The following is a 14,337-nucleotide window of genomic DNA, read 5'->3' as shown; positions in this document are numbered from 1 at the left end:
TCCATCATCCGCAACAACCGCTTCATCGTGAAGCGCAGCGGACTGTTCAGGAAGAAGGAAGAGGAACCCCAGGCCGGCATCAACCTGCTGGAGTCCAAGGACGTAGTGATCGAAGGCAATGTGTTTGAAGAGATCACATTGCCGGTGCGCAAGGATGCGGCCAGTACCACAACGGAGAGTGGAAACATTTCAAAAGGCAGCCCCTGATGGAATGGAGGTATTCGACGGCCATATGCGGCAACCCACTCAACCGGATCGATACCACGGGCTGTACCAGGAGGACATGCACTACTACAGGTCTTCTTCCTGGCCCTGGCCGCCGGCCTGGACTACGAGCCGGGGCGCGCATCACGGCGCTGGCTTCGCAGTATGTGGAGACAACCTGTCCGACGACAGAGGAACCACGCTGCCCCAGTACGCCAACGACAACGTCAACAGCGTGGTGGGCAACCTGAGCCCGCAACTGAACAACCTGCTCAACGCCAGCCGGCTGGGCAACCCGGCCCAGCCCTGTGCCGAATACCAGTTCCTGGGCGAATTCCTGCACTCCTACCTGGACACCTTCAGCCACCGGGACAAGGACAACCGGCCGTTCGATGCCATCAGCGCGAAGCTGGGCATAGGGCATGGGTTTGCGGGGTCGGAGCCGGATTACACCTATGACGAGGACATGCCAATACTGGGGAATATGCCTGACCCAGAGGTGCCTTATTGGGACAAGCGGGAGTATCGATCGCTGCAAGGGGAGAAGGCGGTTTATGAGTTTTTAACGGCGTATGGAACTAGGCCTGCGCTGGGGTTTGAGGAGATCAGGAATGTGCTAGAGAGATTCAATGCAATTAGAGAGGAAGGGAAAGACTTTCCTAAGAAGATTGATTTCCTGCAAAAATCCGTTAATAAATTCATTGCCAATGGAAAATTAAATCCAAAAGGAAAGAATGACAAAGAAAATAAAGAAATAAATTTTCTTGATAAGATGAGCGAGAAATATGATAAAGATCAGGCGCAAATCAATAGAGAGATTTTCCTAGGAGATCTTATCGGGCAGGAAGAAAAATACCCAGGGGTTTGCCTTCCGGGGAGCAGCGTATGCAAAGAGGTATGATCACTCTATTCTTGATGCTTAATTCCGTACTATTGATTGAATGTCATTCAAATCAAAAAAAACAGCTAACAACAGAAGAATGGGCGGAGCGTCGTCACCCACCTAGCGATACTTCCCCCCTACCGGAAGGGTGCAAAGCGATTAAATATCTCGGAGGCTATTATCCCATAGCAGCGGCTATTAGAGACAATGGCCGTTATTGTGTAATTCACGATTTTATACAGCGAAAGGCCATTGATTGGATAGAGGGTGGAATAGAGCATGGTTCACCCACGGATAGTCAAGGTGATGGTAGCGTACTGACTTTTTACAAAAACAGTCTATCTGAATTAGATTTGAGAGAACATCTAATCTCCGGTAGACCATTTAAGAATGTAAATGGAATAGGAATATTGGGTAATGATCAAGTTTTTTTAAAAGTTCATAACGGAAAAATAGAGACTCCTGGGGGTTTTGGCATAGGTGTTGAGATGGCGCCAAATATTATGATAAATAAAAGAATGAAAATGCTGACAGAAGACACTGCTGTTACAAAAGAATCCAACTGGAACCCGGAAACCGAGGCTTTTAACAAAATCCCTTGGGATTATTTCCCACCCACCTTCTACACAGCAGAAAACCTCCAAATCAAATCCGGCGGCCGCGCCATCATCATGGCGGGCTCCGACAACGTGGTGCGCAACAACACCATCGAGGTCGATGGCCGCACCGCTGTCTACCTGTATGGCCCGCGCTCGCTGGTGGAGGGCAATACCTTCATCGTGCACATGGACCTGCGCGACAAGGCGCCGCTGCCCGCCATCCTCAAGCTGCGCGATGCCGATGGTTCCATCATCCGCAACAACCGCTTCATCGTGAAGCGCAGCGGGCTGTTCAGGAAGAAGGAAGAGGAACCCCAGGCCGGCATCAACCTGCTGGAGTCCAAAGGCGTTGTGATCGAGGGCAATGTGTTCGAGCAGGTCGCATTGCCGGTGCGCAAGGATGCGGCCAGTACCACGGCTGAGAGCGGCAACACCTTGCAGGGCGGCAGGTGATGGGTGCTGGGTCGGCATCACCGTGGCAACGCAGCGCAGGCCAACCGTTAGAATGCAAATGAGAATTGATCTCATATTTCGGGCCAGCCGCCCACGCATTCCTCCTCCGCGCCATGCCTGCCGCCGAAACCTCCCTTCACCGCGAAGTCGCCACGCTCTACACCGACCACCACGGCTGGCTGCAGGGCTGGCTGCGCAAGAAGCTGGGCGATGTGCACCAGGCGGCCGATCTGGCGCACGACACCTTTGTGCGCCTGCTGGCGCGCGACGAGCCTGTGCAGGCGCGTGAGCCGCGCGCCTTCCTGACCACGGTGGCGCAGCGCGTGCTGGCCAACCACTACCGGCGCCAGCAACTGGAGCGCGCGTATCTGGAGGCGCTGGCCCAGGCGCCGCAGTCCTTTGCCATCTCGCCCGAGGAGCGCGCGCTGCTGCTGGAGGCGCTGGACGAGATCGACCGCATGCTCGACGGCCTGCCTGCTCCCGTGCGGCGGGCCTTTCTGATGGCCCAGCTGGACGGCATGAAGCAGGCCGACATTGCGCGCGAGCTGGGCCTGTCGCTGACCACCATCAAGCGCTACCTGGTGCAGGCCGGCATGCACTGCTATTTCGCGGTGGATGCATGACGGCGCCGGGAGCCGGCCTGCCGCCCGAGGTAGCGCGCAGCGCCATCGAGTGGTGGCTGAAGCACCAGGAGGGCGGCCTGTCCGATGAGTTGGCCCGCGAATGGCAAGCCTGGCAGGCCTGGCGCGCGGCCGATCCGCTGCACGAGCAGGCTTGGCAGCGCATCACTGCAGTCAACCAGCGGCTGGCTGGGCTGGTGGCGCCGCCGCAATCACCGATAGCCCGGGCTGCGCTGGCTCCGCGTGGTTCCGCTCGCCGGCGCGTGATCCGGTCCCTGGCCGTTGCGGCCTTTGGTGCCGGCATTGCCTGGCAGATGGAGCAGCGCCTGCCCTGGCAGGGCTGGGTGGCCGATGCACGCACGGCGCGGGGCGAGCGTCGGCAGATGGCGTTGCCGGACGGCACGCAGATCGTGCTCAACGGCGCCAGCGCGCTGGACATCGAATACGGTCCCCGGCACCGCCGTCTGCGCCTGCTGCAGGGCGAGGTGCTGGTCACCACGGCCAAGGACACCGAGCAGCCCGCCCGGCCCTTTGCCGTGCAGACCACTGCGGGCGAGGCGCTGGCCCTGGGGACGCGGTTTTCCGTGCGTGCGCTCGCGGATGGTGATTTCCAGGTGGGTGTGTTCGAGGGTGCCGTGCGCCTGACCCCCCGGCTGGCCGGCCAGGGTGTGCTGGTGGTCAGCGCGGGCGAGCAGGCCACGCTGCGGGCCGATGGCGTCTCGCCAGCCACCGCCGTGCATGAGGACAGCACCGCCTGGACCGAGGGCATGCTGGTGGCGCGCGGCATGCCGCTGGCCCGGATGCTGGAGGCGCTGCAGCCGTACAGCGATGCGGCCCTGGCCTGCGAGCCTGAAGTGGCCGACCTGCGCATCTCAGGCACCTATCCGCTGGCCGAGGTGCCGCGCGTGCTGGCCGTGATCGGTGCGCTGCCGGGACTGGAGCTGCGCTCCATGACGCGCTGGTGGGGCCGGCGCGAGGTGGTGGTGGGCAAGAAGGCGGCAGGGGCTTGAAGGGGTCTGCGCAGTTTTTTGAAGAAATCTGCGCCCGGGGTGGTCTGTTTCGAGAACTCGCGGGACATGGAGGAAGAGGGGGGCTTGCCATGCCGGGCCCGCCCATCGATTCGTCCATTCATCCGTTTGTCTTTTCCTTCCAGGCCCAGTCCTTCGCACACCATGGCATATCCCGCAGCGCCCCGGCGCTTTCCCTGCGCCTTGCGCCCCTCTGTCGTCCCGTCCCGTGGCCTGTTGCTGGCTTTGGCCTGCGCGGGGCTGGGCAGCAACCTGTGGGCGCAGGCGCCTTCGCCGTCCGTCAACACCACGGCCGCCACAGCACCTACACGCAGCTACCAGATTCCGGCGGGCACGCTGGAGGACGCGCTCAACCGCTTCGGGCGCGACTCGGGTTTGCTGCTGTCCTTCACCCAGGACCAGGTCCAGGGCCTGCGCAGCCCGGGGCTGCAGGGCAGCCACACCGCGCAGGCCGGCCTGGCCGCGCTGCTGCAGGGCACGGGGCTGGAGGCGGCGGTGCAGCCGCAAGGCGGCTATGTGCTGCGCCAGCGCGCCGTGCCCGATGCCCGGGCGCCAGACGTTGCCCCGCGCGCGGTGTCGCTGGCCGAGGTGCGCGTGGCCGCGCGCCGCGCCGGTGACGGCACGACCGAAGGCACGGGCTCCTACACCAGCCGCGTGACCAGCATTGCCTCCAAGACGGACCAGTCGTTCCGCGAGATTGCGCAGTCGGTATCGGTGGTCACACGCGAACAGCTCGACGACCAGCGCGTGACCGATGTGACCGAGGCCCTCAAGCTCACGCCCGGCGTGGTCGTGGCCAATACCGTGGGCGACTTCTATTCGCGGGGCTTTCAGATCACCAGCATGCAGATCGACGGCGGCGCGCCGCTGGCTTTGGGCGCCTACACCTATTCGCCGCAGCAGGACATGGCCTTCTACGACCGCGTCGAAGTCATGCGCGGCGCCTCGGGCCTGCTGGGCGGCGTGGGCGATCCGGGCGGCATCATCAACCTGGTGCGCAAGAAGCCGCTGGCCCAGCGGCAGTTCAAGGCCGCGCTGTCGGCCGGCTCCTGGAGCCGGCGCGGCGTGGAGCTCGATGCCAGCGCGCCGCTGGCCGACGACGGCCGCGTGCGCGGCCGCGCCGTGCTGTCCTACCACAAGGGCGACTCCTACATGGACCTGCGCAGCAGCGAAAAGCCCTCGCTCTATGGCGTGCTGGAGGCCGACCTCACGCCAGACACCCTGCTGACCGTGGGCGGCAGCTACGGAAAGACCCATGAGAACGGCGACTATGCCGGCCTGCCGCGCTTTGCCGATGGCAGCAGCCTGGGCCTGCCGCGCCACACCAACTTCACCCAGCCCTGGGCCTATTACGACTACGAGACCAAGGAGCTGTTCGCCCAGCTCGAGCACAAGTTCGACAACCGCTGGAAGGCCAAGCTCAACGTCTCGCGCGTGGAGACCGAGCTGGACCGCTTCTGGGTCTACATGGGCGGCGCCATCAACCCGCAGACCCTGGCGGGGGCGGTCTGGCGCGGCGGCCACATCCAGTCCGGCAATACGCAGGAGGTGGTGGACCTGAGCCTGGGCGGTCCCTTCCAGCTCATGGGCCGCACGCATGAATTGCTGCTGGGCGCTGACTGGCAGCGCGTGGAAAGCTTCTGGCAAAGCGCCAATTTCACGGGCAGCGGCACCGTGGCCAGCAATCCGTTTGCTCCCAGCATCTGGACGCCTCCCACGGAAACCTACTTCAACACCCGCTACGGCCCCTGGGGCCAAAAGCAGATGGGCGGCTATGGCGTGCTGCGCCTGCATCCCACGGACAGGCTGCACCTCATCCTGGGTGCGCGCGCCAGCCGCTACGACTTCCAGCAGTCGATCTGGAACCTGGATGCGCAGGGCAACCGCACGCCCTGGTCGAACACGCCGTTCAAGGAACCCACCAAGATCACGCCCTATGGCGGGGTGATCTATGACCTGAACAGCCAGTGGTCGGCCTATGCCAGCTATTCGTCCATCTTCAAGCCGCAGGCGCTGAGCATGGCCGGCCCGGCGCCGGGCACCTCGCTGCCGCCGGTCAAGGGCGCCAGCTACGAGGCCGGCCTCAAGGGCGAGCTGATGGACGGGCGGCTGAACGCCACCTTCAGCCTCTTCAATGTGGAGCGCACGGGCACGGCCGTGGTGGACCCGCGCTACGAGACCAGCAACAGCCGCTGGAGCGGCAACTGCTGCTACCTGGCACAGGGCAAGGTCACCAGCCGGGGCTTCGACATGGAACTGGGCGGCGAGCTGCAGCCCGGCTGGCAACTGGCAGCGGGCTACACCTTCAACAACACCCGCGACCGCAGCACCGAAAAGACCTACAGCAGCATCACGCCGCGCCACCTGTTCAAGCTGTCCACGGCCTATACGCTGCCGGGCGAGCTGTCGCGCTGGAAAGTGGGCGGCAGCGCCCAGATCCAGAGCACGCACTACGTCAGCGGCACGGCACTGTCGGCGGCGGGCACGTCCGTGCCCTTTGACTTCACGCAGGGCGGCTACGCGCTGTGGAATGCCATGGTGCAGTACCGCATCGACCCGCGCTGGACGGTCACGCTGAACATCAACAACCTGCTCGACAAGACCTACTACCAGACCCTGGGCACAACGTTCAGCAACAACCTGTATGGCGCACCGCGCCACGCCATGCTCACGCTGCGCGGCAGCTTCTGAGGACGGCGGCGCAGGCGTTCGGGCCGCCGTTGTGCAGCCAGCGGCCTTGCGGGGGATCACACCACGCGCCGGGCCTCCACCTTCACATGGCCGGCCAGCAGGTCGGCGCTGTCGCGGATGGCGCGCAGCGCATGGGCCAGGGCCTGCTGGCTGTGGTGCTCCTGCGGTGCATGCACTGCCGCCAGGGCCAGTTGCGCCAGGGCCGAGATCTCGGTGCAGTTTTCCTGCACGCTGCCGTGGATCTCGGTGATGGCGCTGGTCAACTGGTGCAGGCTGGGGGGCTATGTCCTGGTGGTGCCCTTGTCCTTCTCCTTGTCCATGGCCATGCCTCAGCCCTGCGGGCGCACCGGCTCATGGGTGCGGCAGTCGAGCAGTTGCGCCATGGCTTTGGCAGCTGCCTCGGCCGCTTCGGCGCGGCGCATCTCGGCCGCGTCTTCGAATCCGCAGCCCATGGCCTGGGCCTCGGTGCCGGCGTAGTCGGCCAGCGTCTCGGCGCTGTCGCGGATGCATTGCAGGGCGCGGGCCACCACGTCCATGTGGCGATGGCCCTTGGGCGTCTCCAGCCATGCCAGGGCGAGTTGGGCGATGGAGGAGATCTCTGCACAGCCTTGCTGCACGAGATGGTCCACCTGGGTGAGCGCATTGGACAGCTGCCGGGTGCTGTGGCTGTCCGTGGCGGGGGTGGGCTGGGTGGGGGTCATGCCTGGGCCCTCCGTGTGGAAGGGGCGGCGCCAAAAGAGGGCGCGCAGGCGAGTGCCAGAGAAACGGCAGTCATGTTTCCGTGCTCCTTACTGAGACTGAAACCACCGACTCCGCGTTTTGAAGCACGAAACAGGTGGACGGGATGTTCAAAACACACAGCAAGATGTGCGGACGCCCTTACGGGTAGCCCCATCCCGCCCGAAACCGCAGGGGCGTGGACGAGCGTCCACAGCCCGGAATCCAGACGTGACAAGGCCTCGCTTTCGGGGAGGCAGCACCGCTTACTAAATGGGTGTTTTGAAGCACCGGCCCCGGAACAGGGGGCCGGTGCGGATGATAGCGCGTGCGGCGTGTGCAAAGTCGCTTCGCGGCCCGTTGCACCTTGCATCGCGCCCTTTCAGGGATGGCCCAGGGACCGCTGAAAGAGCCCGGCATGCATTGCGTTTATTGAGAATGATTCTTCTTTGCGCGGTTATGATCCAGCCCCATGGATTTGTCCGCCTCCTTCACCCGCGCTCTGCTTTCCGGCTTTGATCGGGCCTATGCCGACCTGGTGCGTGCCGCCACGCGCAGCACGGGCAGCCGCGAGGAGGCGGGCGACCTGGTGCACGACACCTGGCTGCGGCTGGCGGAACACGCGCGCAGCGCCCCGGCCGAGGCCGCAGACCTGGCCGGGGCCGCGAATCCGGCCCAGATGCCGCGCGACGCCACGGCCTATCTGGCCGTGATGGCCCAGCACATGGCGCTGGATGCGCACCGCCGCCGCCAGCGCCATGCCCGCTACCTGGGCGAGGCGGCAGTCCATGAACAACTGGCGCCCGGCCATGCGCCCGATGTGGCCGACTCCGTCATGTACCGCCAGGCGCTGGCCGTGCTGGAGTCCGCCCTGCACAGCCTGCCCGAGCGCTGCCGCGCCGCCTTCATCGCCCACCGCGTGCAGGGCGAGCGCCAGCCCGAAATTGCCGAGCGCCTGGGCGTCAGCCTCAACACCGTGGAGCGCGACCTGATCCAGGCCAGTGCCTGCATAGAGGATGCGCTGCACCGCTGGCGCGGTACGCGGCCCGGCGGCGCCGTTGCGCGACATGCGGGTCGGCGGCGCAGCCTGGCCGCGCTGCTGGGCGTGGCCGGTTTCGGCCTGGGCGGCAGCCTGGGCTGGCAGCAATGGCGGCACTACCGCGACACGCATGTGCAGTGGCAGGCCGGCTGGTCCAGCCTGCGCGGCCAGCAGGTGCGCCATGGCCTGCCGGACGACTCCAGCCTGCTGCTGGACGCGCTCAGCAGCGCGCAGGTGGAGTATTTCGCCACGCGGCGCGTGGTGCAGCTGACGCAGGGCGCGGCCTTCTTCGAGGTGGAGCGGGACGAGGATCGGCCCTTCACCGTGCAGGCCGGCGGCGTGCGCGTCACCGTGCTCGGCACGCGCTTCGGCGTGGAACTGGCCACGGGCGCCCAGGGGCAGGAGCGGGTCACGGTGCAGGTGGAGTCGGGGCGTGTGCGCGTGGAATCCGACGCGGATGGCGGGCCCTTCTATGAATTGTCTGCAGGCCAGGGCCTGCGCATGGAAGGCACGGTGGCCACGCAGACCCGGGGCGATGCGGGGCAGGCGGCCTCCTGGCGGCATGGCGAGCTGGTGTTTGCCGATGCCACGCTGGGCGAGGCCCTGGCGCGGCTGTCACGCTATGCGCCGTTCGACCTGCAGGCCACACCCGAGGCCGCGCGCCTGCCCCTGAGCGGGCGCGTGCGCATCGCCAAGGCCCATGCCTGGGTGCGGGCGCTGCCCCATGCGCTGCCGGTGCAGGTGCGCAGGCAGGCCGATGGCGGCCTGCTGGTGGCCACGGCGGGCTGAGGCGTGACGGTGGCAAGAGCAACTGCATGCGCACGGCAGCGGGGCGCACATTATTTTTCAGGAGTTTTCCTGGCCAGTCGTCATGGCAGTGATCCCTGTGGGTCCCTTCCATCACTGCCAAGGACGATTTCCATGCATCCGCTTTTCCCTTCTTCGGGCGCCTGCCGCGCCGCCCTCCATCCGCTGGCCCATGCCGTGCTCTGCCTGGGCCTGGCCATGCCGCTGCAGGCGGCGCTGGCCCAGCCGGCCGCACAGACGCTGCGCTTCGACATAGCGGCGCAGCCGCTGGCCAGCGCGCTGGACCAGTTCGCGCGGCAGGCCGGGCTGCAGCTGGTGTTCACGCCCTCGCTGGCCGCCCAGCGGCAGGCGCCGGCGGTACGGGGCGAGCTGCCGCTGCGCCAGGCGCTGGATGATTTGCTGGCCGGCAGCGGCTTGCAGGGCCATGTGCAAGAGGGCACGCTGACCGTGCAGCCCGTCGCCGTCATCGAAAAGACGCTGGCCGAAGTGCGGGTGAGCGCGCGCCGGGCCATCGACGGCACGACCGAGGGCACGGGCTCGTACACCAGCCGCGTGACCAGCATCGCCTCCAAGACGGACCAGTCGTTCCGCGAGATCCCGCAATCGGTGTCGGTGATCACGCGCCAGCAGCTCGACGACCGCCGCATGACCGACATCCGCGACGCGCTGGCCGCCACGCCCGGCATCACCACCAGCCAGATCAATTTCGACTCCACCTATTTCTATTCGCGCGGCTTCCAGATCGACAGCATGCAGATCGACGGCGGCGCGCCGCTGAACATCGCCCAGTACACCTACAGCGTCAACCAGAGCATGGACTTCTACGACCGCGTGGAGGTGATGCGCGGCGCCTCGGGCCTGCTGGGCGGCGTGGGTGACCCGGGCGGCATCATCAACATCGTGCGCAAGAAGCCGCTGGCCGAGCCGCGCTTCGTGGTGCAGCAATCCATCGGCAGCTGGAACAACTACCAGACCATGGTGGATGCCACGGGGCCGCTGGCCCTCGATGGCCGGGTGCGCGGCCGGGCCGTGCTGTCCTACCAGGACACGGACCAGTTCGTGGACATCAAGCACACGCGCGCTCCCCAGTTCTACGGCGTGGTCGAGGCGGACCTGACGCCCGACACCCTGCTGACCGTGGGCATGAGCCGCAGCAAGATCCGCACGCGCGGCGATGGCGGCGGCGACGTGCCGCGCTACAGCGACGGCAGCGATATCGGCCTGCCGCGCCACACCAGCTTCACCCAGCCCTGGGCCACGGGCCGCAAGGACAACAGCGAGCTGTTCGGCGCGCTGGAACACCGTTTTTCCGCGCGCTGGAAGGGCAAGCTCAACCTGACCCGCAGCAAGTCCAGCTATGACGGCTCCACGGTGTTCGGCTACGGCGCGCTGGACCCCGCAACCGGCCTGGGCGTGAACTGGAACGGCGGCGGCCACTACCTGTACGAGAACCGGCAGACCGTGCTGGACGCCAGCCTGGCCGGCAGCTTCGACCTGGGCGGGCGCACGCACGAGATCCTGCTGGGCATGGACCGGCAGAAGGTGGAGAGCTTCTGGAACGTGGGCTATTCCACCGATGCCACGGGCGTGGAGCCCATCGATGTCCACAACCCCGGCGCCTGGCGCCCGGCGCCGGCCGGCGAGATCTCGCGCCGCTACAACCCCTGGGGCCAGGACCAGTCGGGCGGCTATGGCGTGCTGCGCCTGCATCCGACGGACCGCCTGCATGTGATCGTGGGCGCGCGCTATGCCAAGTACCGCTTCAACCAGGTCTATGAGTCGCTGAATGCGGCGGGCCAGTGGGAATTGGCATCGGGCAGCCGCTTTTCCGAGCCGGCCAAGTTCACGCCGTATGGCGGGGTGATCTATGACCTGAACAACCAATGGTCGGCGTATCTGAGCTATTCCTCGATTCTCAAGCCGCAGGCGCTGTCCAAGTCGGGGCCTCCTCCGGGCAATTCGCTGGACCCGGTCAAGGGCAAGAGCTATGAGGCCGGTTTCAAGGGCGAATTGGCCGATGGCCGGCTCAATGCCACATTCAGCCTTTTCAACGTGGTGCGCACGGGCACGGCGGTGACGGATACGCGCTATCCGAGCAATCACGAGGAATGGTCGGGCAATTGCTGCTTTCTGCCGCAGGGCAAGGTGACCAGCCGCGGCTTTGACGCCGAGATCGGCGGCGAGCTGCGCCCCGGCTGGCAGATCGCGGCCGGCTACACCTACACCACCACGCGCGACAAGACCGAGGATGCGCCCTACAGCAGCATCACGCCGCGCCATCTGCTCAAGCTGTCCACGGCCTATGTGCTGCCGGGCGAGCTGTCGCGCTGGAAGATTGGCGGCAGCGCCCATATCCAGAGCAAGCACCATGTGCGCGATACGCTGTATGACGCCGACTGGAATGAAGTCGGCCGCTACAACTTCACCCAGGGCGGCTATTCGGTCATCAATGCGATGGTGCAGTACCGGATCGATCCGCGCTGGACGGTTTCCCTGAATCTCAACAATATCTTTGACAAGACGTACTACCAGACCGTGGGCTATGCGAGCGGCGGCAATTTCTATGGAAAGCCGCGCAATGCGGTGCTGACGCTGCGCGGCACCTTCTGAGGGCCGGGGCGGGGTCCAGGAGGGCCCGCCCCAGTCCGACCCAGGCCACTGGCCGCAATGGCGAAAACCATTGCGGCTGGCCTTTTTTTCGATCTCGTTTGTCATGTATGAGGAGGGCCTTGAAGGCCGCCGCATCACGGCATCCGTTTTGGCCCCTTGTTTGCACGCATTCGTGCGTTCCTGTGCTTATCCGAATACCCATTACATGCCCCAATCCCAAGCCGCTGATCGTGCAGATATCACCCAGGCCGACAGGCCCGTCCATCCGGGCCTGCTTGTCCTGTCCCGCCTGCTGGCCGCCGTCTTCGGCGGCTATGCGCTGGCCAGTGCGCTGGCGGCCTTCCTGGCCGCTGCGTTGCCCGGCGCGCGTGTCGATGCCGTGATCGCCGGCATGCAGTGGAGCTTTGCGCTGCACGCGCTGGCGGTGATCTGGGCGTTCTCGCCGGTTTCGGCGGGCCGGGTCTGGCTGGGGTTGCTGGTGCCTGCGGCCCTGATGGGCAGCGCCGCGCTGCTGCTGGCGCGCAATGGCGCGGGAGGCTGAGATGGCAAAGGCGCAGATCAGCAAGGTCCCCGGCAGCGGCGCTGCCACGGGCGGTTTCCGCCAGGCCCAGGCCTGGCTGCATACCTGGTGCGGGCTGTGGTTTTCGTGGCTGCTGTTCGCGGTGTTCCTCACGGGTTCGCTGGCCGTGTTCCAGGAAGCCATCACGCACTGGATGACGCCCGAGCACCATGCCGAGGAGGCGGCCGAGGCGGCAGCGCGCGCCGCCGCGCCGGCCGGGCAGGGGGCGGACCTGGGCCAGCGCCTGGCCTGGGGCGCGGCCTATATGCAAAAGCACCACCAGGGCGCGCAGATGTGGGAGATCTGGCCGTCCGACGACAAGGGCGGTGGCGACCTGCGTGTGTACTGGTTCGACGCCAACCGCCAGTACGCCGATGCCGAGCTGGACACCGCCACGGGCGAGGAAATGGGGGCCGGCCACGGCCATGGCCACGGTGCCACGCGCGCCACCATGGGCGGCAACCATTTCGTGGACTTCCACTATGAACTGCATGCAGGGCAGGTGGGGCTGTGGGTGATAGGCATTGCCGCCATGGCCATGCTGGTGGCCCTGGTCAGCGGCGTGGTCACGCACAAGCGCATCTTCAAGGACTTCTTCACCTTTCGCGCACGCAAGGGCCAGCGCAGCTGGCTGGACGCGCACAACGCCGTGGCGGTGCTGACGCTGCCCTTCCAGTTCATGATTGCCTATACCGGCATCGCCATCTCCAGCCTGAGCTTCATGCCCGTTGGCGTCTGGACGGTCTATGGCACGGACCAAGCCGCCCGCACGGCCTTCATCGCCGACATGAACGAGGCCGGGCCGCCTGCGCTGTCCGGCAAGCCCCTGGCGGTGCCCGATCTGGAGCCGTTTGCACGGCGCGGCCAGGAGCTGATGGGCCAGGCGGTGCGCGCGGTGGTCATTGACCATCCCGGCGATGCATCGGCACGCATCGGCGTCTACGGCTGGAACAGCGATGACCGTGCGCATCAGCGCCTGAGCCCCAATTCGGGCATGGCCATGTTCTCGGCCGCCACGGGCGAGGTGCTGCAGGTGCGCCTGCCCGGCGGCGCCGACGGCGGCACCCCCTCGCTGGCCCAGGCGGTCATGGGCGGGCTGCACATGGTCAAGTTCGGCGGGCTGGCCATGAAGTGGCTGTACTTCCTGTGCGGCCTGGCGGGCGCGGCCATGATGGCCACGGGCGCCATCCTCTTCATGGTCAAGCGCCGCAGCCGCCACCAGGGCGAGTTCGGCAGCGCCACGGCGCGCGTGTACCGGCTGATCGAGGGCCTGAACGTGGCGGCCATCGCCGGGCTGGGCCTGGGCTGCATCGGCTACCTGTGGGCCAACCGCCTGGTGCCCGTGGGCCTGGCGCACCGCGATGACTGGGAGCTGGCCGTGTTCTTCGGGCTGTGGGGCCTGGCGCTGGTGCATGCGCTGGCCTGCGCGCCGGCCACGGCCTGGCGCCAGCAGATGGGCCTGCTGGCCATGCTGTGCCTGCTGCTGCCTCTGCTCAACTGGATCACCGTGGGCGAGCCGCTGTCGGCCCACATGCTGGAGGGCGACTGGGAAAGCGCCGGGGTGGAGCTGTTCTGCCTGGCCACGGGGCTGGCGGCCGCCTGGGCCTGGCGCTGGCTGGCGCGGCGCGGCGCGGGTGCCGCCGCCAAGGCAAGGACGGCCAAGGGGCAGGCCGCCGTGGCCGGCCCCTCGGAGGTGCAGGCATGAGCACGTTGCACGCATCCCTGGCCGCACTGGCCCTGGCCTTTGCAGGCATGGCGGCCCTGGCCTTTGCCATGGACCGCCACTACGAACAATTGACCGGCGCGCGCGAGCTGCCGGCCCGCCGTGGCCCGCAGTTGCGCGGCCTGGGCACGGCGCTGCTGGCGCTGGCCCTTGTGCCCGTTGTCTCGGGCTGGGGCGGCACGGTGGGCACGGTGGCCTGGCTGGGCTTTGTGTCCGCTGGCGCGCTGATGGCCGTGGCCCTGATCAGCGCCCATGCGCGCTGGGCGGCGCGGCTGGCCTGGTTGGCTGGTGTGCTTGCCGTGGCGGATTTGGCGTGGATTGTTTTCAGTTTCGGCATTACGGGGTTTTTCAGATGAGTTTCCTGCTTTCGTTCCAGTTCGGGGTGTGTGTGGTCGGGAGGCAAG

11 protein-coding genes and 2 pseudogenes are annotated in these 14,337 nt (G+C 66.1%); 11 read left to right on the top strand and 2 right to left on the bottom strand.

The window, feature by feature from the left end; all coding sequences use genetic code 11:
• The 6 genes and pseudogenes from ACF8ML_RS13595 to ACF8ML_RS13570 form a co-directional block, all read left to right on the top strand.
• A pseudogene (locus ACF8ML_RS13595) lies at nt 1-207 on the top strand (right-handed parallel beta-helix repeat-containing protein); the annotation flags it as partial.
• A gap of 76 nt (nt 208-283) precedes the next feature.
• Nucleotides 284-1,105, top strand: a complete 822-nt coding sequence (locus tag ACF8ML_RS13590; protein ID WP_392407244.1) for a DUF3939 domain-containing protein — start codon at nt 284-286, stop codon at nt 1,103-1,105.
• Nucleotides 1,090-2,010 (top strand): annotated as a pseudogene (locus ACF8ML_RS13585) (hypothetical protein); the annotation flags it as partial. The gene ACF8ML_RS13590 and the pseudogene ACF8ML_RS13585, both read left to right, overlap by 16 nt.
• Before the next feature lie 242 nt (nt 2,011-2,252).
• Nucleotides 2,253-2,762, top strand: coding sequence for a sigma-70 family RNA polymerase sigma factor (locus ACF8ML_RS13580; RefSeq protein ID WP_047327597.1), 510 nt, complete (start codon nt 2,253-2,255; stop codon nt 2,760-2,762).
• Nucleotides 2,759-3,769, top strand: a complete 1,011-nt coding sequence (locus tag ACF8ML_RS13575; protein WP_154834533.1) for a FecR domain-containing protein — start codon at nt 2,759-2,761, stop codon at nt 3,767-3,769. The genes ACF8ML_RS13580 and ACF8ML_RS13575 overlap by 4 nt, the downstream gene beginning before the upstream one ends.
• Nucleotides 3,770-3,931: 162 nt before the next feature.
• A complete protein-coding gene (locus tag ACF8ML_RS13570) occupies nt 3,932-6,478 on the top strand; it encodes a TonB-dependent receptor (protein ID WP_154834532.1) in 2,547 nt (848 codons plus the stop codon).
• A 56-nt stretch (nt 6,479-6,534) separates the two neighbouring features.
• On the opposite strand, the gene ACF8ML_RS13565 is transcribed toward ACF8ML_RS13570, so the two are convergent.
• Complete coding sequence (locus ACF8ML_RS13565) at nt 6,535-6,741, bottom strand: hypothetical protein (protein WP_289241309.1); 207 nt, start codon at nt 6,739-6,741, stop codon at nt 6,535-6,537.
• 66 nt (nt 6,742-6,807) lie between these two features.
• Nucleotides 6,808-7,179, bottom strand: a complete 372-nt coding sequence (locus ACF8ML_RS13560; protein WP_392407243.1) for a hypothetical protein — start codon at nt 7,177-7,179, stop codon at nt 6,808-6,810.
• Between the two features lie 488 nt (nt 7,180-7,667).
• Between ACF8ML_RS13560 and ACF8ML_RS13555 the strand changes: the two genes are divergently transcribed.
• The 5 genes from ACF8ML_RS13555 (at nt 7,668) to ACF8ML_RS13535 (ending at nt 14,289) form a co-directional block, all read left to right on the top strand.
• Nucleotides 7,668-9,023 carry a sigma-70 family RNA polymerase sigma factor gene (locus ACF8ML_RS13555; protein ID WP_392407242.1) on the top strand — a complete coding sequence of 452 codons (1,356 nt, stop codon included), beginning with the start codon at nt 7,668-7,670 and terminating at the stop codon, nt 9,021-9,023.
• Nucleotides 9,024-9,155: 132 nt separating this feature from the next.
• Complete coding sequence (locus tag ACF8ML_RS13550) at nt 9,156-11,651, top strand: TonB-dependent siderophore receptor (protein ID WP_392407241.1); 2,496 nt, start codon at nt 9,156-9,158, stop codon at nt 11,649-11,651.
• Nucleotides 11,652-11,856: 205 nt separating this feature from the next.
• Nucleotides 11,857-12,192 (top strand): DUF3649 domain-containing protein, encoded by a 336-nt coding sequence (locus ACF8ML_RS13545; protein ID WP_392407239.1) that lies wholly within the window; start codon nt 11,857-11,859, stop codon nt 12,190-12,192.
• 1 nt (nt 12,193) lies between these two features.
• Complete coding sequence (locus ACF8ML_RS13540; protein WP_392407238.1) at nt 12,194-13,915, top strand: PepSY-associated TM helix domain-containing protein; 1,722 nt, start codon at nt 12,194-12,196, stop codon at nt 13,913-13,915.
• A complete protein-coding gene (locus ACF8ML_RS13535) occupies nt 13,912-14,289 on the top strand; it encodes a DUF3325 domain-containing protein (protein ID WP_016450743.1) in 378 nt (125 codons plus the stop codon). Before ACF8ML_RS13540 ends, ACF8ML_RS13535 begins: the two co-directional genes overlap by 4 nt.
• The last annotated feature ends 48 nt before the right edge of the window (nt 14,290-14,337 follow it).

Source organism: Delftia sp. WSY_10 (assembly GCF_043104705.1).
GTDB classification, from domain to species: domain Bacteria; phylum Pseudomonadota; class Gammaproteobacteria; order Burkholderiales; family Burkholderiaceae_C; genus Comamonas; species Comamonas tsuruhatensis.
This window is presented reverse-complemented; position numbering and strand designations above follow the sequence as displayed.